Consider the following 17,916-nt stretch of genomic DNA (forward strand, 5'->3'; position numbering starts at 1 on the left):
GCTAGATCGCCGTGCGGAAGAACAGCTCCGCAACTGTTGCCAGGTGACGCGGATCTTCAACGCCGCACAGCTCGCGTGCCGAGTGCATCGACAAAAGGGGCACGCCGACGTCGACCGTTCGGATCCCCAGGCGGGTCGCCGTCAGTGGGCCGATGGTGGAGCCGCACGGGACGTCGTTGTTGGAGACGAACTCCTGGTAGGGCACTCCCGCCTCGCCGCAGAGCCGGGCCCAGAACGCCGCCCCGATGGCGTCCGTGGCGTAGCGCTGGTTGGCGTTGATCTTGAGGAGCGGTCCCCCGTTGAGGATGGGCCGGTTGGCGGGATCGTGGCGGTCGGGATAGTTGGGGTGAACGGCGTGGCCGGCATCCGCGGAAACACAGAACGACGCCGACAACGCCTGCCGCCGTTCACTCACCGTGGCGCCGAGCCCGTCGGAGATCCGGGTCAGGATGTCTTCGAGGATGGGTCCGCAGGCACCGGAACGGGAGGCAGAGCCGATTTCTTCGTGGTCGAAGGCCGCCAGGACCGCTATGGGGCCGTCCGACGGAACACCCGCGGCTGCATGCGCGATGAGTGCGGCGAGTCCGGCATGGGTGGACGAGAGGTTGTCGAGGCGTCCCGAAGCGAAGAGCTCTCCCTCGGCTCCGAAGACCTCCGGCGCCTGGGTGTCCGCCACGACGATGTCATAGCCGCCGATCTCGGCGGGATCCACCGAAGGTCCGGCCACGGAGTCCGCCAGGATTGCCAAGACGTCCGCGGATCCGGCATCGCCGAGTCCAAATACCGGGTTCATGTGCTGTTGCTTGTCCAGGGTGAGGCCATCGTTGACGGCCCTGTCCAGGTGGATGGCCAGCTGCGGAAAGCGCAGGAGGGGTCCCGTCGCGGTGAGGTGCTGGGTGCCGTCCAGCATCACGAGCCGTCCCGCGAACCGAAGCTCGCGGTCCAGCCACGAGTTCAAGAGGGGCCCACCGTAGACTTCGACGCCAGCTTGCAGCCAGCCGAACTTGCCTGTTGTCGGCTTGGGCTTGAGCTTGAAGGATGGCGAATCCGTGTGGGCGCCGAGGATATTGAACGCCGTAGCGGGGGTTGCGCCGTCCGGTGCCACCCATGCGATGAGGGCACCATCCCGGATGACGTAGAAACTGCCGGCCCCGCCCTCCCATGGCTGAAGTTCGTCAAGGGCCGTGAACCCGGCCGCATCGAGCCGGCGCGCGGCCTCGTGGACGGCGTGGAAGCTCGACGGCGATGCGCTCACATATGCGCCAAGATCCTGGATGTGTTCTGCAGCGGAGTTCGAAGGCATGGCTCCGAGTTTAGCCTCGCCACGGACGACGCTGCTTCGTCCTGGCGACTCGCAAATTTCCGCACGACACCCGTATTCCGGATACGGGCGTCGCTGATCCGTTTGCGCATCGCGAGGCAGTATCCGCGTCACCAGTCCTAGTAGTCCGGATTGCTCGGGATCACGAGCCCTGTTTCGTAGGCGTAGACAACCACTTGGACGCGGTCGCGAAGGTGCAGCTTGGTGAGGATCCGCCGGACGTGGGTCTTGACCGTGGCCTCGGCCAGGAAGAACTTGTGGGCGATTTCCGCGTTGGACAGCCCCCCGGCGATAGCCTCCAGCATCTCGGTTTCGCGCGGCGTCAGTTCTTCGAGCAGCGGGTCGCGCGGCTGGGCCGTGGCCGGGCCGGGCACACGCCCTCCTCGGACGTAGGTCTCCAGGAGGCGCTGGGTGACCCTCGGCGCCACCACAGCGTCGCCGCTGGCTACGAGCCGGACACCCTGGACCAGTTCGGCAGGCGCAACATCCTTGAGTAGGAAGGCGGACGCCCCCGCCTGCAATCCCGAGAACGCATATTCGTCGAGGTCAAAGGTGGTGAGGATGATGATCCTGGCGCTGGACGCCGAGGCCGTGATCCGCCGTGTGGCTTCGATTCCATCCATGGCAGGCATCCGGACGTCCATAAGCACCACGTCCGGTTCCAGTTCCTCGACCTTCCGCACAGCTTCGGCGCCGTCGGAGGCTTCCCCCACCACCTCGAGGTCTTCTTCGCCTTCCAGGATGAGCCGAAATCCCATGCGCAGCAGGGGCTGGTCGTCCACCAGAAGGACCCTGGTGGGAGCACTGTCAGTCATGATTTCCCCTTGTCGCCATTCCAATTCAGCTCCGCATGGACCCGCCATCCGCCGTGCATACCGGGTCCGGCATCCACGGAGCCAGCATAAATTCCCGCCCGTTCACGCATCCCCGCGATGCCCTGGCCCGTTCCCAACGCCGCCTCTTCGGTTTCCGGATCCCGGGAGCCCCGGCCGTCGTCGAGCACGTCTATGGTGACCATGTCACCGTCCCGGACGATCCGAACATCCACTTGACCCAAGGAGTGTCCGTACCTGAGCACATTGGTGAGCGATTCCTGCACGATCCGGTAAACGGTGAGCTGGAGGGCCGGGTCTTCGGGCAGGGCCGGTCCCGTATGGGAGTAGTGCAGGGGCAGCCCCGCTGTCCGGAATCCGTCGAGCAGATTGCTCAGGTTGTGGCCCGTGACCAAGGGCGTCAGTGGCGCCGGACCGCCCGAATCTTCCCGCAGCACGCCAAGGACACGGCGCATATCAGCCAACGCCGTCCGGCCGGTGCGCGAGAGTTCGCCGAGCACCTCACCTGCACGCTCCGGCTCCCTCTTGACCACGACGGCGGCGCCATCCGAGAGGCTGATCATGACCGTCAGGGAGTGGGCCACGACGTCGTGCATCTCCCGGGCGATCCGGTTGCGTTCGGTGACCGAACCCAACCGCGCCGTGCGCGCCGCCCAGGCCCTGATTTCGCTCTCATGCTCACGCCGCTGCCGCACCGAAATACCGATGCCGGTGGCAATCAGATTGGACAACAAGATGCTGACCGCAGCGGTGATGTTGCTGATGAGATGGAAGTCCTCCGGAATCGCCTCTCCGTTTGACGGCGTGACCGGGCTGGTCCACATGAACAGATACACCAGCGTCAACGGCAGGCTGGCCGCCCCGAACACCGTCAAAGAGAATCTCCGGGTCCTCGCCACGGCCACCGCGTAGAGCGCAAACCACAGTCCCGCGGAGACGTTCGAACCCCAGGGATTCAGCAGCGTCACCGCCACTTCGAGGACCGCCGCGGCCGCGGTGACGCTGAGCGGATTGCGGCGGCGCAGGAACAATATGGCGGCAATGGCAACGAGCAGCAAAGCGGCGAACCACTTGCCGTCCGTGATCGAGGCGATGAAGGAGGGCAGTGCCAGCAGCGAATAGCAAAGCACCACCACCAAGTCCATGAGCCGTGGGTGCTCAAAGAGGAAGCGGCGGACCCTGCCCCGCCGACGCAGGGTGATTTCAGCAAAGGACGCATCGGCCACGCGGGCCGACGCGTCCTGTGCTGGCAACTCTTCACTCATGGCTTGAGCCTAGTGGCCCTGCCCGGAGTGGCTGTTCCTTGGTCGAGGATCAGACGGTTACGAATCAGACGTCGCGCTTCTTGAGCGCAATGAGGGCGGGAACCATGAACAAAATGACGTAACCAAGGAACACGAGCCCGCCGGCCCCCGGATCCAAGGTGCCGTCCACATGGCCGATCGACAAGAACCGGCCTCCAGCCTCACTGGGCAGGTACTGCGGGACGTACTTCCAAAAATCGCCCGGCGCGAAGGCCAGGAACTGGCCGGCGAACGGGAGGACGAACATGATGCCCACAAGCACGGTAATGCCACCGGCAGGGTTCTTCAGCAATGTCCCGAGCGAAAGCCCGATGACCGCAACCCCGGAGACGTACAGGCCGCCGGTGAAGACGCTGTAAAGGACGCCGTCAGTGCTCCAGCCGAGGTCAAGGCCGAAGTTGGCGAACATAGGTGACGCCAACAGGAAAGTTACGACGCCTGCCACGATCGAAAGTATGTAGGAGACGACAATCAAGACCACGGCCTTGGCCCCGAAGGTAGAGAGCCGGCCCGGCGCCGCGTTGATGGTTGAGCGGATCATGCCCGTGGCGTACTCAGAGGCAATGAAGAGCACGGCCAGCGATCCCATGATGAGGATGCCGATGTTCAGTCCGGCGTTCGGCAGATTGTAGAGGTTGAATCCCGCGCCTGGCGGGAAGGACTCAACGGCTTGCTGCGCCGATTCCTTATGGCCCTGCCGGCCAACCTCGACCATCTGGTTGATGTAGTTCCAACGGACGAGGGCGGACAGCACGCCGACGCCGACAATAGCTACGAAAGTCAAGACCAACAGAAGCTTGGTGCTCATGAGAGTCCGGAACTTGATGGATTCGGAGTTCAGAACCCGGAGGAAATTGACGCCACCGGACCCGGCTGACGGGATCGCATGTTTCTTACTGATGGTTGTGGTGCTCATGACTGGATCCCTTCCATGGTGGCAGCGGTGCCGGCGCCAACGCCGGCGGAGTTTGCGCCCAGCGGCGCGCCTGGCCCTGCCGGTCCACCGGTCATGTGCGAGTGGTATTCCACCTCGTCCTTGGTCAGCTTGAAGTAGGCTTCTTCCAGCGAGGACGTGAGCGGGGTGAGCTCGTAGACCAGCACCCGGTTGTCAAGCGCAAGCTCGGCGATTCGAAGCGGCTCAACCCCATACACTTCCAAGGTCTCGCGCTCGTTCTGCTCGACCCGGACGCCGTCGCGGGCCAGCAACTCGGACAAGCGCGTAGTCTCCGAGGTTCGAACCAAGGTGCGCTTGCGGGACTGGCTCTCAATGAGCGCATCCACCGTAGTGTCGGCGATGATCTTGCCGCGCCCGATCACAATCAGGTTATCGGCGGTCTGGGCCATCTCGGACATGAGGTGGCTGGAAATGAAGATCGTTTTGCCCTGGCTCGCAAGGTAGCGTGCGAGGTTCCTGACCCACTGGACGCCCTCGGGATCAAGTCCGTTCACCGGTTCGTCGAGGATGAGCGTCTCAGGATCGCCCAGGAGCGCGTTGGCAATGCCTAACCGTTGGCCCATGCCGAGGGAGAACCCGCCGGCCTTTTTCTTGGCAACTGCGGTGAGGCCCGTCATTTCGATGACTTCCTCAACCCGCGAGTTCGGAATCCCGTGCGTCGCAGCCATGGCACGCAGGTGGTTGTATGCGCTGCGGCTCGTGTGCACGGCCTTGGCATCGAGCAACGCGCCTACTTGGTGCAACGGCGCCTTGTGCTCCGAGTAGTGCCGACCGTTGACGGTCACGTCGCCCGACGTCGGACGGTCGAGCCCCATGATCATGCGCATGGTGGTGGACTTGCCGGCGCCGTTCGGGCCAAGGAAACCCGTGACTTTCCCGGGCTTTACGGTGAAGCTGATTCCGTCCACGGCCGTCTTTGTACCGTAGACCTTCCTCAAGCCTTTTGCTTCAATCATGGAAGCGTTCCCTCCGCTTACTGCAGCTTAGTGTCGACTGTCGGTACAAGGCTAACCACCTGCATGGCGGAATTCGCCGGTCTCAGGGATGATTCAGGGGCTGGTCAGGGTAGTCCCTATGGATGATGCCAGCCGCGAGAAAGTCTTTTCGGCACTAGGAAAGCGGCGAATACACCCGCAGCGCCCGGCGTTTCACCGTAAACTTTGCGGTGCGCACGCCAGGCAACGGCTCGCCGTCGACCGCTAGCACCAGAGGTTCTCCGAACGCCTCGATGCTGATCTCCCCTGCCTCGATGAGGTGGGCCACCTTGGATGTACCCACGGTTCCCGTGAGGACCGCCCACAGGAGCCGTAGCCGCGCAAAAGGCTCGTCGGCTGTGACCATGCGGATATCCAGCACACCGTCGTCGAGTACGGGCCGTGTCAAAGGGGCCAAATCCCGCGGATAGTAGCGGCCGCGGCCCACATAGAGGATCCACAGCTTGTGGCGCACCCCGTTGATCAGCAGCGTGGTGGGGGTTGCCGCTCCGAAGGTGCGCAGGCCTGCGACGAGTCCCGCGAGGGGTTTCCCCAGTGCGGGTTCCAGCCGTTCGCGTCGCCGCACCAAGTTGGGGTACAGGCCAATGCTGGCCGTATTCAGCATCATGAGCTCAGAGATCTCATCCTCGCCGTCAATGCCACGTCCCGCGCTCACGTGACCCAGGTCCGTCCATGCTGCGGCTCCCGTTTTGGCGGCTTTGAGCGCCCCTTCGAGAGAGCGGGCGTCCACGTCACGGGCGAAATGGTTGAGAGTGCCGCCCGGCAGCACCAACAAAGGCAGGGAATGCTCGACGGCGGCCGCCGCGGCAGCGCCGACGGTTCCGTCTCCGCCCCACACGCCCAAGGCCTGCGTCCCAGGCCTCCCTGCTGCGGCCTGGATTTCCTCAGCTATGTCGTGGCCTTCGGTAATCAAACGAATATACGCCTTGGGAAATATTTCCCGGAGTTCCGTCTCGGTGTCTGGCGAGTAGGAACCACCGAGGGCGTTCACGGCAATACTCAATCCTTCGCCTTCGCCGACTGCAGGCGCGTCGGCCGGTGAACGGTCCGTGGCCGGAGCCGGGAGCCGGGACGGCCACCATTTTCGCGTCAAAAGAGCTGCACCGGCGCCGATCGCTGAGCCGAGCACCACGTCGGAGGGCCAGTGGGCACCTGTGTGGATGCGGGAATACGCCACACCGGCCGCTATGGGGGCAAGTGCGGCCCCAAGCGGGGGATATACCAATGCAACACCGAGGGTGAAAGCGGCGGCCGACGCGGAATGCCCGGAGGGCATGGACGAACTGGTGGGCTGGGGATTGACGAAGCGGAAGACCGGAAGGTGTTCAGGCAAAGGCCTGGTCCGCGGCAGCAGCGTCTTGAAACCAAGGTTGGTGACGGCCGACGCGAGCCCCAGAGCAAGGAGTCCGTGGATCGCTGCGTTACGGGGCTTGCCGGGGAAGGCCGCCAGGACACCGGCTGCGGCAAACCAGAGTTTGCCCTTGGTCGCGGCCCCGGAGAGGTTCCTCAGAACGTCGTCGTGCTTGCCTTCCGGCCAGCGCGAAACAGCACGGACCACTGCCCTGTCGAGTTGTATCACCCGACCCTGACCCCGTCGCAGGATTCTTCGCATCCCACCAGAGTATCGGCGTGCTGGCTAGGATGTGGGGATGGCAAGGATCCTTCTTCCCCGCAGGCTTGCCCCGCGCCGCACAACGGTCATCGCGGCCACTTTGCTCGCGATCGCCGTGATCCTAGGAGGCGTGCTGCTGGCAGGAAACAGGACCCCGCCTTTCCAAGCCCTGGACGATGCATGGAACGGTTTTGCGGTGACACTGCACACCCCGTTCTGGAACAATGTGAACCTCTTCCTCAACTGGATCGGCTACACGGGTATGTGGATCTTCCATCTACTGTTGGCTTGGGCATTGTTGATCCGTAGAAGGCTCCGTTCGGCGGCGTTCTCTGCTGTGGCCGGGCTGACCGTGATGCTGTTGACGCATCTGCTCAAATGGATCATCGAGAGGCCGCGCCCCGCCAACGCGAATGTGGCCACGGATACATATTCATACCCTTCGGGGCATGTATCTGCTACCACAGCATTTGTGCTGGTCCTCGCCCTTCTTATCGGACGCGTCTGGGCTTGGCTCCTTGCTATCGGAAGTATGCTGGCGATGATGGTAAGCCGGATGTATCTGGCAGCCCATTGGCTCACGGATGTGGTGGGTGGCGCGTGCCTGGCGTCCGGCGTCGTACTCCTGCTTTGGCTGGGATTCCAGAACATATGCATCCAAGAGAATACTGATGCGCACCGCGCTGTTTCTTGGAAGTTGAGCGTCGCGAGTCGCAAGCGACATGCAGGGCAGCGCGTATAGATAACCTCTAGACAACACCCAGTCAACACAAATCAGGGCGTCACATAGGGTAAACCATCAGCTAGCACTCGGCCTGCTCCAAGAGAGCGACCATAGTCTTCGGGCATGCTCTCAAAGCCTCAACTCATCAACAGCGGCATCGGGGTGGCCGTCGTCGGCATTGCCGCGGGCGCCTTCCTCGTGCTGAACGGTCTGCCGCAAACAGCCTCTGACACCACCGCCCGCACCGTCGCGGTCAGCGCGGCAGACCTTACCGCCGTGTCCACCGCGAGCGGCAACGTCTCCCCGGCAAGCACCACCGTCATCAACGCGCAGAACTGCACTGGTCCGATCGCCACGGTCTCCGCAGTGACGGGCCAACAAGTCACGGCAGGGCAGGTTCTGGTCACGATTGATCCGACGAACGCCCAAAACGCCCTGGCTGTTGCCCAGGCCCAATTGGATTCGGCAGCGGCCCAGGCGAACCAACAGCAGGCTTCGGCCAGCAACCAGGTGGCTTCGGCGAACCAGAATCTAGCCAACGCCCAGCAGACGGCGAACCTAGACGCCAGCCAGCAGGCAAGTGCCGTGGCCGCGGCGCAAACTGCCGTGAACAATGACAATGCCACCGTCGCGTCTGCGCAGACCGCTGCCAGCGCCCAGCCCGCCAGCCAACAAGCCCAGACCGCCCTCAACGCAGCCCAGGCCCAGCTGGCAAAGGACAACCAGGCGCTGACCCAGGCAGTCAACCAGCAGGCCAGCTCGGCCCTCAAGGACAAAGAGCAGCTCGCTTCGGCTGCCACCGCCCTCAGCTCCGCGCAAAGCGGCGGCGGCGCCACATCCAACACCACGTCCGCCCAGATTGCCGTTGACACTGCAACCAAGAACCTGGCGTCATGCTCCCTCGCCGCCCCGGTTTCAGGCACGGTCACCGCTGTGAACGCCGTCGTTGGAGGCAACGCCGGCAGCAGCTCCGGCTCAGCCGGCTCCGGGTCTTCCGCCTCCGGCTCCTCAGGTTCCGGATCTTCAGGCAGCGCCTCCACGAGCGCCGCCAGCACCTCGTCCTCCGGACTGATCACGATCAGCGACACCGCGCACCTGCAGGTCATCGCTAACTTCGCCGAATCGGACATCGCCGCCATGAAGACCGGCGACTCAGCCACCTTCACCTTCCCGGCACTCAAGACAGACCCCTCCGCAGCCCCCGTCACCGGTACCATCACGGCGATCGCCCAGAACGCCACCACCACTAACAACGTGGTCAGCTACCCGGTGACTATCTCCATCAATAACCCCCCGGCTGCTCTCCGTCTCGGCCAGAGCGCAACCATCTCCGTGACCACGGCAACTGCCAAGAACGCCTTGACGGTGCCTTCGCTGGCCATCACCACCACCGGAACCAAGCAGACCGTCAACGTTATGAAGAACGGGACCGCGACCCCGGTGACCATCACCACCGGGATCACGGACAATGGCCGCACCCAAGTGCTCACTGGACTCAGCGCGGGCGATCAGATCGAACTCCCGGCCATCTCCTCCACTTTGGACACCACCGGCACCACCGGACGGACCGGCACGGGAGGCCTCGGCGGGACGGGTGGATTTGGTGGCACAGGCGGAACCGGAGGCGCCGGATTCACAGGCGGCACCGGCGGCACCCGCGGAAATGGTGGGTAAGCAGCCGTGAACGACGCTGTCATCCAACTGGATTCCGTGAGCAAGATCTACGGCAAAGGCGAGGCCGAGGTAAGGGCACTGGATTCCGTCAGTATCTCCATTGCCCGCGGCGACTTCGTGGCCATTATCGGTGCCTCGGGCTCCGGAAAGTCCACCATGATGAACATCATCGGTTGCCTCGACGGCGCCACCGAGGGCACTTACCATCTGGACGGCATCGATACCGGGACCTTGGACGAATTCCAACTCGCGCAGATCCGCAACCGGAAAATCGGCTTCGTCTTCCAGAACTTCAACCTGATTCCACGCACCCGGGCAGTGGACAACGTCTCCATGCCCCTTGCATACGCGAAAGTGCACCGCAAGGAACGGCGTGAGCGGGCCTTGGAAGTCCTCGATTCAGTGGGTTTGGCCGAACGGGCCGACCACAAGCCTTCACAGCTTTCCGGTGGCCAGCAGCAGCGAGTTGCCATCGCCCGTGCTCTGGTAACCAACCCTGTGCTGCTCCTGGCCGACGAACCAACCGGAGCCCTGGATTCCAAGTCCTCCCACGAGATCCTGGACCTCTTCGAGTCGCTGCACGCCAATGGACGCACCATCGTGATGATTACCCACGAAGCGGACGTCGCAGAGCGGGCCAACCGCGTAGTGCGGTTCCAGGATGGACACATCATTGAGGACCACAGGATCCGGGACGTTCACGCGCATCCGGTTGCGACGGCGGTACCAGCATGATGATCGCCGAATCCGTGCGCTTTGCCCTGACCGGGGTCATGGCGAACAAGATGCGCTCGATACTCACTACGCTGGGCATCCTGATCGGCATCGCATCCGTCATTATCCTCCTGGCCGTGGGTGCCGGAACCTCCAACGCCATCAAGGCCCAAATCGGCAAACTCGGAACCAACGTGCTCACCGTCAGCCGCCAGACGACGGCGGGTGGACGCGCTGCAGGTGGCGGACAAACTGTCACCGGACCACGGTCCCGCGGCACCAACCTGACACTCCAGGACATGGCCGCCCTGACTGACCCCGTTATGGCCCCCGATGTCGCCGCGACGGCGCCGGTAGTCACTGCCCAGAACGTCACGGGTACTTACCAGGACGCAACCCACGCGGTCGCAACTTTCGTGGGGACCACGCCGTCGTACTTTGCCATCTCGAACGACACCTTGGCGGCGGGCTCATACTTCAGCGACGGCGACGCTACCAGCGGCACCGCGGTTGCCGTGATCGGCAATACCGTGGCGCAGGATCTTGTCGGCAGCTCAGTGACCTCGGCAGTGGGACAGACAATTGCCCTCAACGGCCAGAACTTCGTGGTTTCCGGCGTCCTGGCCCAGAAGGGTTCCTCGGGCCTCAACGATCCGGATGACATTGTGGTGATCCCCTACAGCGCCGCACAGGACAAGTTCACCGGGTACTCGCCTTCCCTCGCGTCCATCACCGTCCAGGCCAAGTCAGCGGACGTGATGAACCAGGCACAGAACGAGGTCCAAATGATCCTCGATGCCAGGCACAACGTCACCTCCGTCAACCGTGACTACCAGGTTCGGAACCAAGCTCAGATCCTCACCACGGCCACCACGACGACGGCAACACTGACGATCCTCTTGGGCGCGGTAGCCGGTATTTCGCTCCTGGTGGGCGGAATCGGCGTCATGAACATCATGCTCGTCACGGTGACCGAACGTACCCGCGAAATCGGTATCCGCAAGGCGATCGGAGCATCGCGGGGCAGCATCGTGAGCCAGTTCCTGATCGAATCGCTCATTATTTCGCTGATCGGCGGGGTGTTGGGCATCGCCGCGGGGTACATCGGCAGCGCCTTCCCCTTGTTGGGAACCCAGCCCGAAGTCCAGTGGTGGACCGTGTGGCTGTCATTCCTGGTTTCGGCGGCGATCGGCCTGGTCTTCGGCATCTACCCGGCCAACAAGGCGGCGAAACTACGTCCGATCGACGCTCTGCGATACGAATAGCCCACCCATAGTTCTACTCCCCAGCAAGCAAACGAAGAAACACCCAAACAGGAGATCCACAAATGTCCTACTCACCGCCGGAGCCCGGTCCGATGAACCAGCCGGAACCCCATCAGCCCTACGCCCAGCAGCCCTACACCGGACAGCCAACGGCGGTTCTGCAAGGCACGGACGCGCCAACCGCGCAGGGTTGGGGCCAACCCCAGACCCCGGAGCCGTTCGTGCCCAAGAAGCGCTTCCAGATGGGTCGCCTGACGCAGATCCTCCTTGCAGTGTTGCTGGTTGCCGTCGGGTTCTTTGCCGGCGTCGGCGTCACTAAGGCAATGGACGCGGGCCAGACCCGTCCGGGCCGCGGCCAGTTCCAGAACTTCAATGGCCAGGGGGGTCAGGGCCGGAACCGGCAGAGCGGCGCTCCCACCAACGGAGCATCGCCGAGCGCTATCCCCTCGGCACCCGCCACGTCCGCTCCGTAACCACCTCGGCGCCACCGCCCCCCCAACTAGCTCGCAGTTGTTGTCGTTATAACGCGTCAAAACGACAACAACTGCGAGCTAGTTGCTTTTCACCAAAGGTTTCGCTGCGCCGGCCAGCCACAGGGCAATCAGGATCGGAACCCCGATCGCAAGCAGGGCCATGTGGATGCCGGTATGGTCGCCCAAGTATCCCAAGAGCGGCGGCCCGGCGAGAAACGCCACATAGCCAATTGTCGACACCACAGAGACGCGTGCGGCTGCGTGCTTGGGGTCATCGGCAGCAGCGGACATGCCCATCGGGAAGGCCAAAGCAGCGCCAATTCCCCAAAGAGCCGCGCCCACCGCGGCAAGGATAAGGCTGCCCGCAAAGACGAAGAGCGCCAGGCCCGCTGCTGCTGCGGCCATGCTGACCCGCAGCACGGCTACACGCCCAAATCTGTCGATTGCCCGGCCGCCAAAGAAACGCATCAGGGTCATCGCGGCCACGAAGAGGGCAAACAAGAGGGCGCCCGTTGATTCCGTGGCATCCAAGCCATCCACCGTGGCCTTCGCGATCCAGTCGTTGCCAGCGCCCTCCGTGAGGGTCGCCCCGAGAACCACGACGCCGATCAGCAGCGTGCGGGAGTCCCTCCACGCCGAGGGACCCTTGACGGTGGGCACACCGCCGTCGGACGTCACAAGTGCGGCTTCGTGAGGCATGAAGTAATGCGGAGCCGTCAGCGTCAGAAGCACCACGACGCCGGCGATGACCAGCAAGTGCTCCGGAAGTCCGACGCCGATCTGGGATAGCCACGCGCCGATCAATGCACCCACAAAAGCGCCTCCACTGAAGGCGGCATGGAACTGCGGCATGACGGTTCGCCCGAGGCGATGTTCGACGTCGGCCCCCTCGATATTCTGCGACACGTCCCAGAGGCCGACCCCCACCCCAAAGAAAAACAGCGCCACAGCGGTGGCGGCCACGGAGCCGGCCATCAGGGAGAAAGCGATCGCCGCACCCGCGCACGCGGCCAGCAGCCCGGCGGCGCGGACGGCATTGGCCGTACCGATCCTGCCGATGACCCATCCCGCGGACGGCAGGGCCACAAGGGACCCGACGGCAGTGCACAGCAGCAGGGTGCCCATCTGCCCGGAGGTGAGGTGCAAAGTCTGGGTCACAGCGGGAATGCGGGCAGCCCAGCTGGCAAAAACCAGGCCATTCATGCCGAAGACCAGGAAAGTGGCGATCGCTGCGGCCTTCACGTTGGTGGCGGTTCTGGTGCTGGTGCTCATACGATCACAACTTCCACGGAGAGATTTTCCAGTTGGGTGCGTTCTTCGAGTGTCGGTTTCCGGTCCGTCACGATGACATCTACTGCGTCCATGGCTGCAACCAAGGCCATGGCCTGGGCATTCCACTTATTTCCTGTGCAGCCGATGATCACCCGTGCCGCCGACTCGAGGCCTGCACGCTTGATCGCGGCGTCCTCGATGTCGTGCGCCAACAGGCCGTCCTTGAGGTTGATGGCACACGGCGTCACGATGGCCGCGTCGAAGCGCAGCGAGCGGATGTTGGCCTCGGCCATCGGTCCACGGAAGGACTGCTCGCCCGGAACCAAGCTGCCCCCGGGCAACAAAAGACCCGGACGCCGGCCAGAGGGATGATCCGTTGCCAGGAACTCCACGGCACGGAGGGACATCGGCATGATGGTCAGTTCACGTTGCGCGAGCCGGCGGGCAATCTCCGTTGCCGTGGACCCGCTGTCCAGCCACACGTGGTCACGGTCGCTGAGTAGCCGTTCGACGCCGACGGCGATTCTTCCCTTCGCGTCCTGCTCCTCCAGTTCGCGCTGCCCATAACCGGGGTTGTCGCCGCGTTCCACGAGGCTCCGGGCACCGCCGTGGATCCGACGAAGAACCCCGTGCGACGCGAGGATTTCCAGGTCCCGCCGGATAGTGGCCCCCGAGGCCCCGCATTCGGAAACGAGTTCGTCAACGGTGATTTCTTCGCGCTTGCGCAGCAACTCGCCAATGAACCGATGGCGGTCAGAAGTCTTCATGCTCAAATGCTAACTTGAAGTGATCATTTAATCATGTTGTTTGATCATGTGGCAGAAGAGATCGATTAGATGGTCCCGCTCATCCCCCGGGATGAGGTCTCCCTGCCCCACCCGAAGCTCGCTCACCTATAGGGCCAAAACCCCGAACGCTCCTGCACCAAATGAGCTGCTCCCCGGGAAGTCGGAACTGAATTTCTCAATCCAACTTCCGGGGACCACTTCAAAAGTGGAGGAGCGTTCCGAAAAAACGGGCCAAAGGTGAGCGAGCGTCCCGGGGAGGCGGTTGGGAGCTAGCGCGCGCGCTCCACGCGAACCTCGTCCCAAACGGGTTCAGCCGATTCGTAGACCTTCCCGTCGGACCCGAAGACGAGGAAACGGTCGAAGGATTTCGCGAACCAGCGGTCGTGCGTCACGGCCAGGACAGTGCCTTCGAAAGCATCGATGGCGCGTTCAAGTGCTTCGCCTGAATGCAAGTCCAGGTTGTCCGTGGGCTCGTCCAGCAGCAAGAGCGTGGCGCCGGACAGCTGGAGAAGCAAGATCTGGAAGCGCGCTTGCTGCCCGCCGGAGAGGGACTCGTACTTCTGCTCGGCCGAGCCCACCAGCCCGTAAGAGTCGAGCGCCCCGGAAGCAGCTTCGCGACCCAGCCCCGAGCGGTGCTCGTCGCCGCGGTGCAGAATGTCCAAGAGCGTCCGGCCGAGCAGGTCCGGACGGGAATGCGTCTGCGCGAAGAATCCCGGACGGATCCTGGCACCCAGCTTGACGGTGCCCTCGTGCGGGACTTCGGCAATCTCAACGTCAGAAACAGGCAAGTGCTCGCGCTCCGGGTCGGAACCCCCGGCGGCGAGCAACCGCAGGAAGTGACTCTTTCCGGAGCCATTGGAACCCAGCACCCCCACGCGGTCGCCAAACCAGATCTCGGTGGAGAACGGCTTCATCAGGCCCGTAAGTTCAAGCTTTTCAGCCACCACAGCGCGTTTGGCCGTCCTGCCTCCCTTGAGGCGCATGTGCACGTTCTGCTCCAACGGCAACGCCTCAGGCGGCCCGGCCTCCAGGAACTTGGCGAGCCGCGTCTGCGCCGCCTGGTACTTGTTGGCCATGTCCGAGCGGAATGCAGCCTTGGTCTTGTACATAATGACGAGTTCCTTGAGCTTCAGGTGCTCCTCGTCCCAGCGCTTGCGCAGCTCCTCAAAGCGCGCGTTGCGGTCTATACGTGCATCCACATACGTGCCGAAACCGCCGCCGTGTACCCAGGCGCCCGCACCGTTGATGCCGGGCTCAAGCGTCACGATGCGTCCCGCCGCGTTGTTGAGTAGCTCGCGGTCGTGGCTAATGAAGAAAACCGTCTTCTTGGACTCGTTGAGTTTGTTCTCGAGCCAACGCTTCCCCGGGACGTCAAGGTAGTTGTCCGGTTCGTCGAGGAGAAGCAGCTGGTCCGGTCCGGAAAACAGTGCCTCAAGCACCAAGCGCTTTTGCTCGCCCCCCGAAAGGCTCGACGCCGGGCGGTGCTGCGCGCGGTCAAAGGGGAGCCCCAACGCCGCCATGCAGACCTCATCCCAGACGGTCTCGACGTCGTAACCGCCAGCGTCTCCCCAGTCCACGATCGCTTGGGCGTACCGCATTTGGGTGGGCTCGTCGTCGTGCTCCATCATGGCGAGTTCGGCGTCTTCGACCGCCTTGGCGGCCGCGGCAAGTGCCGGCGGCGCAGCGGAGACGAGAAGATCGCGCACGGTGGATTCATCGCGGACCTGGCCGACGAACTGGCGCATGATGCCCATGGTCCCTGAACGGCCCACCACTCCCTCGTCAGGCGTGAGGTCCCCCGCGATGATCTTGAACAGGGTGGTCTTGCCCGTTCCGTTGGGCCCGATCAGGGCAGTTTTGCTGCCGTCCGGGACCTTGAAGGTCACGCCGTTGAGCAGCTGGGTGCCATCGGAGAGGAAGTAGTCAATACCGGAAACATCAATGTGGGCCACTGCCCAATCTTCCCACGGACAGCGGGGGACTCTTCAGTCGTCCCCCATCCAGCCCGGCAGTCCACCAGCCAGCGCCCCGGTGAGGTAGCGCTGGATTGTTGGCGCCAATGCTCGGACGACGACGGCGTGCGGGGCCGAGGCGATGGGCTCAAGTTTGATGAGGTAGCGGGTCAGGATCAGCCCGGAAAGCTGCGATGCAACGAGATTTCCACGCCACGGGGCCTCTTGGGTGGGGACGCCAAGCCCGGTCAGGAGCGGGTTGATGGCGCGGTTGAGGACGAACTCGCGGACCAGGGCAGCGCTCCCTTCGTGTTGCATCGCGGTCCTGAGAACCGCGACGCCGGCCGCTCCCGCGGGCGAGTCCCAAACGGTCAGGAAGCGGTTCACCAGCCGTTCCCCCACGCCGTCCGGAGGTCCCTCAAGGACTGCGGCCACGTGATCCTTGGGATCCACGGGCAACTCAAGCGCGGCGATGAATAGTTGCTCTTTGGTGCCGAAATGGTGATTGATCATGGACGGATCAACCCCAGCCTCGGACGCGATGGCCCGGAGCGTCGCAGCGTCGTATCCTTTGCGGCTGAACTGTTCGCGTGCCGCCCGGAGAACCGCGTCGCGGCTGCTCACTTGTCCCGGGCGGCGACCCCTGTTCACAGCGGTTTCCGGTTTGCGGGAGCCTTTCGGCGCGCAAAATCCGGGGCGTGCTCCGGCCGGGGACCGAAGGCGATCATGAGTGCCGGAAGTTTTCCGAACCAAGGAATGTGACGGGCCACAAAGACCAGCGGACTCGGCGGTCCGGTCATCTGGCCTCTCACTGCGGGGCCGAAGACCGCTTTCTGGAGAATGAGTTGCACGTTCTGGATCACCACGGTGGGAAACCAGCGGCGCTTCTGCACTGAGGCGAGATCGGCCTCGCACAAGGTGCCTCGAAGCAATGGGAGGGCGATGCGCCGGGCCGCGGCGACGGCGTCCTGAATGGCCAGATTGATGCCGACACCGCCAGCGGGAGACATGGCGTGGGCGGCGTCTCCGATGAGGAGGAGACCTGGTTTGTGCCATGGCTTGATCCGGTTGAGCTTCACATCGAGCAAATGGAGATCGTCCATGGACCTGATTTCGTCCACGCGGTCCGCCAGATCCGGGCGGATGCGGGCCACACGTCCGCGGAAGCTCTCCACCCTTCAGCACGCAACTGGGCGTCCTTGCCTTTTTCCGCAAGGTAGGCAATCTGGTAGAAGTCCTTGCGGGTCAGGCTGAGGAGCACATCTGTCCCGGAGAAGCGGGGCATGATGGAGGCCAACTGTCCCTGTTCGTCTGCACGCCGGGAAAGCCTGAACCACCAGGTGTCGAACGGCACCGGGAATTCGTGGGGGACGAGGCCTGCCTTCTTCCGGAGTACCGAGCTGCGGCCATCACAGGCCACCGTTAACGTTGCGCGCAGCTCGCCCGAGCCGGTTTCCTCTCCCGACGCCGCGTCCCGGGTGCGGTACGCCACCCCGGCGACCTTCGCGCCGTCGTCGTACACCAAATCGGTAGCTTCAGTATTCATCCTGAGCGTGAAATGCGGCTCTTGCTGCGCGGCGTCCACCAGGAAGTTCAGGAGGTCCCACTGCGGAACCATGGCCACGTAATCGTAGGGTGGCTTGAGGCGGTCGAAGTCTGTGAGTGTCACTTCTCCGTGGCGCGTGGGGAGTTTGAAATTGCCGAGCTTGCTTTGGGGGAGTGCCCGGAATCCCTCGCCCAGCCCGAGCTCATCCAGGAGCCGGATGGTGGAGGCATGGACGGTGTCGCCACGGAAATCGCGCAGGAAGTCAGCGTGCTTTTCGAGGACGGTGACGTCGACGCCGGCCCTCGCCAGCAAGAGTCCGAGCATCACTCCGGCCGGCCCTCCGCCCGCGATGACGCACGTGGTGCTTTCAAGCTGGTCCATGGCCACTCCCGGAGGGTGCAACTAATTCATGCAGCTAATTCAACAAGCGTTGAATTAAGTGTGCACCCGGCGTTGCGGGCGTGTCTAGGGCCGACGCTCGTTCACGT

At 63.6% G+C, this 17,916-nt stretch carries 17 protein-coding genes; 5 read left to right on the plus strand and 12 right to left on the minus strand.

Going from position 1 to position 17,916, the window contains the following annotated elements; translation table 11 throughout:
• Nucleotide 1 precedes the first annotated feature (1 nt).
• The 6 genes from A3M3_RS0120345 to A3M3_RS0120370 form a co-directional block, all read right to left on the minus strand.
• Nucleotides 2–1,303 (minus strand): M18 family aminopeptidase, encoded by a 1,302-nt coding sequence (locus A3M3_RS0120345; protein ID WP_028267880.1) that lies wholly within the window; start codon nucleotides 1,301–1,303, stop codon nucleotides 2–4.
• 137 nt (nucleotides 1,304–1,440) lie between these two features.
• Entirely contained in the window at nucleotides 1,441–2,136 is a 696-nt protein-coding gene (locus A3M3_RS0120350; RefSeq protein WP_028267881.1) for a response regulator, read from the minus strand.
• Entirely contained in the window at nucleotides 2,133–3,419 is a 1,287-nt protein-coding gene (locus tag A3M3_RS0120355; protein WP_028267882.1) for a sensor histidine kinase, read from the minus strand. The genes A3M3_RS0120350 and A3M3_RS0120355 overlap by 4 nt, the downstream gene beginning before the upstream one ends.
• Nucleotides 3,420–3,483: 64 nt before the next feature.
• The gene (locus A3M3_RS0120360; protein WP_028267883.1) at nucleotides 3,484–4,374 is read right to left on the minus strand and encodes an ABC transporter permease; all 891 of its coding nucleotides are present in this window, start codon (nucleotides 4,372–4,374) and stop codon (nucleotides 3,484–3,486) included.
• On the minus strand, nucleotides 4,371–5,369 hold the full coding sequence (locus A3M3_RS26175; protein ID WP_081736975.1) for an ABC transporter ATP-binding protein: 999 nt from the start codon (nucleotides 5,367–5,369) through the stop codon (nucleotides 4,371–4,373). Before A3M3_RS26175 ends, A3M3_RS0120360 begins: the two co-directional genes overlap by 4 nt.
• A gap of 154 nt (nucleotides 5,370–5,523) precedes the next feature.
• Nucleotides 5,524–7,020: a bifunctional phosphatase PAP2/diacylglycerol kinase family protein gene (locus A3M3_RS0120370; RefSeq protein ID WP_028267884.1), complete on the minus strand. Its 1,497-nt coding sequence runs from the start codon at nucleotides 7,018–7,020 to the stop codon at nucleotides 5,524–5,526.
• Between the two features lie 37 nt (nucleotides 7,021–7,057).
• Here A3M3_RS0120370 and A3M3_RS26180 point away from each other — a divergent pair, with 37 nt between their 5' ends.
• The 5 genes from A3M3_RS26180 to A3M3_RS0120395 all read left to right on the plus strand — a co-directional run bounded on the left by A3M3_RS26180 (nucleotide 7,058) and on the right by A3M3_RS0120395 (nucleotide 11,870).
• Nucleotides 7,058–7,762, plus strand: a complete 705-nt coding sequence (locus A3M3_RS26180; RefSeq protein ID WP_051423435.1) for a phosphatase PAP2 family protein — start codon at nucleotides 7,058–7,060, stop codon at nucleotides 7,760–7,762.
• A 105-nt stretch (nucleotides 7,763–7,867) separates the two neighbouring features.
• Nucleotides 7,868–9,418: an efflux RND transporter periplasmic adaptor subunit gene (locus A3M3_RS27130; RefSeq protein ID WP_051423436.1), complete on the plus strand. Its 1,551-nt coding sequence runs from the start codon at nucleotides 7,868–7,870 to the stop codon at nucleotides 9,416–9,418.
• Nucleotides 9,419–9,424: 6 nt separating this feature from the next.
• Entirely contained in the window at nucleotides 9,425–10,153 is a 729-nt protein-coding gene (locus A3M3_RS0120385) for an ABC transporter ATP-binding protein (protein ID WP_028267885.1), read from the plus strand.
• A complete protein-coding gene (locus A3M3_RS0120390) occupies nucleotides 10,150–11,397 on the plus strand; it encodes an ABC transporter permease (RefSeq protein WP_028267886.1) in 1,248 nt (415 codons plus the stop codon). Before A3M3_RS0120385 ends, A3M3_RS0120390 begins: the two co-directional genes overlap by 4 nt.
• A 62-nt stretch (nucleotides 11,398–11,459) precedes the next feature.
• A complete protein-coding gene (locus A3M3_RS0120395; protein ID WP_028267887.1) occupies nucleotides 11,460–11,870 on the plus strand; it encodes a hypothetical protein in 411 nt (136 codons plus the stop codon).
• Between the two features lie 78 nt (nucleotides 11,871–11,948).
• On the opposite strand, the gene A3M3_RS0120400 is transcribed toward A3M3_RS0120395, so the two are convergent.
• From A3M3_RS0120400 to A3M3_RS26190, 6 genes are all read right to left on the minus strand, one after another.
• Nucleotides 11,949–13,142, minus strand: a complete 1,194-nt coding sequence (locus A3M3_RS0120400) for an MFS transporter (RefSeq protein ID WP_028267888.1) — start codon at nucleotides 13,140–13,142, stop codon at nucleotides 11,949–11,951.
• Nucleotides 13,139–13,909, minus strand: coding sequence for a DeoR/GlpR family DNA-binding transcription regulator (locus tag A3M3_RS0120405; protein ID WP_028267889.1), 771 nt, complete (start codon nucleotides 13,907–13,909; stop codon nucleotides 13,139–13,141). Before A3M3_RS0120405 ends, A3M3_RS0120400 begins: the two co-directional genes overlap by 4 nt.
• Nucleotides 13,910–14,199: 290 nt before the next feature.
• Nucleotides 14,200–15,882 carry an ABC-F family ATP-binding cassette domain-containing protein gene (locus A3M3_RS0120415; protein ID WP_028267890.1) on the minus strand — a complete coding sequence of 561 codons (1,683 nt, stop codon included), beginning with the start codon at nucleotides 15,880–15,882 and terminating at the stop codon, nucleotides 14,200–14,202.
• A gap of 33 nt (nucleotides 15,883–15,915) precedes the next feature.
• Nucleotides 15,916–16,506, minus strand: coding sequence for a TetR/AcrR family transcriptional regulator (locus A3M3_RS0120420; protein WP_231497376.1), 591 nt, complete (start codon nucleotides 16,504–16,506; stop codon nucleotides 15,916–15,918).
• Nucleotides 16,507–16,529: 23 nt separating this feature from the next.
• On the minus strand, nucleotides 16,530–17,003 hold the full coding sequence (locus tag A3M3_RS29070; protein ID WP_231497377.1) for an FAD-dependent monooxygenase: 474 nt from the start codon (nucleotides 17,001–17,003) through the stop codon (nucleotides 16,530–16,532).
• The gene (locus A3M3_RS26190) at nucleotides 16,958–17,809 is read right to left on the minus strand and encodes an FAD-dependent monooxygenase (RefSeq protein ID WP_231497378.1); all 852 of its coding nucleotides are present in this window, start codon (nucleotides 17,807–17,809) and stop codon (nucleotides 16,958–16,960) included. Before A3M3_RS26190 ends, A3M3_RS29070 begins: the two co-directional genes overlap by 46 nt.
• Nucleotides 17,810–17,916: the final 107 nt, after the last annotated feature.

Origin of the sequence: Arthrobacter sp. MA-N2, assembly GCF_000517125.1 — a bacterium.
Lineage (GTDB): Bacteria > Actinomycetota > Actinomycetes > Actinomycetales > Micrococcaceae > Arthrobacter > Arthrobacter methylotrophus.

Coding starts and splice junctions, on each gene's coding strand:
- A3M3_RS0120345 (WP_028267880.1), bottom strand. CDS start 1,303: ATGCCTTCGAACTCCGCTGCAGAACACATCCAGGATCTTGGCGCATAT.
- A3M3_RS0120350 (WP_028267881.1), bottom strand. CDS start 2,136: ATGACTGACAGTGCTCCCACCAGGGTCCTTCTGGTGGACGACCAGCCC.
- A3M3_RS0120355 (WP_028267882.1), bottom strand. CDS start 3,419: ATGAGTGAAGAGTTGCCAGCACAGGACGCGTCGGCCCGCGTGGCCGAT.
- A3M3_RS0120360 (WP_028267883.1), bottom strand. CDS start 4,374: ATGAGCACCACAACCATCAGTAAGAAACATGCGATCCCGTCAGCCGGG.
- A3M3_RS26175 (WP_081736975.1), bottom strand. CDS start 5,369: ATGATTGAAGCAAAAGGCTTGAGGAAGGTCTACGGTACAAAGACGGCC.
- A3M3_RS0120370 (WP_028267884.1), bottom strand. CDS start 7,020: ATGCGAAGAATCCTGCGACGGGGTCAGGGTCGGGTGATACAACTCGAC.
- A3M3_RS26180 (WP_051423435.1), top strand. CDS start 7,058: ATGGCAAGGATCCTTCTTCCCCGCAGGCTTGCCCCGCGCCGCACAACG.
- A3M3_RS27130 (WP_051423436.1), top strand. CDS start 7,868: ATGCTCTCAAAGCCTCAACTCATCAACAGCGGCATCGGGGTGGCCGTC.
- A3M3_RS0120390 (WP_028267886.1), top strand. CDS start 10,150: ATGATGATCGCCGAATCCGTGCGCTTTGCCCTGACCGGGGTCATGGCG.
- A3M3_RS0120395 (WP_028267887.1), top strand. CDS start 11,460: ATGTCCTACTCACCGCCGGAGCCCGGTCCGATGAACCAGCCGGAACCC.
- A3M3_RS0120400 (WP_028267888.1), bottom strand. CDS start 13,142: ATGAGCACCAGCACCAGAACCGCCACCAACGTGAAGGCCGCAGCGATC.
- A3M3_RS0120405 (WP_028267889.1), bottom strand. CDS start 13,909: ATGAAGACTTCTGACCGCCATCGGTTCATTGGCGAGTTGCTGCGCAAG.
- A3M3_RS26190 (WP_231497378.1), bottom strand. CDS start 17,809: ATGGACCAGCTTGAAAGCACCACGTGCGTCATCGCGGGCGGAGGGCCG.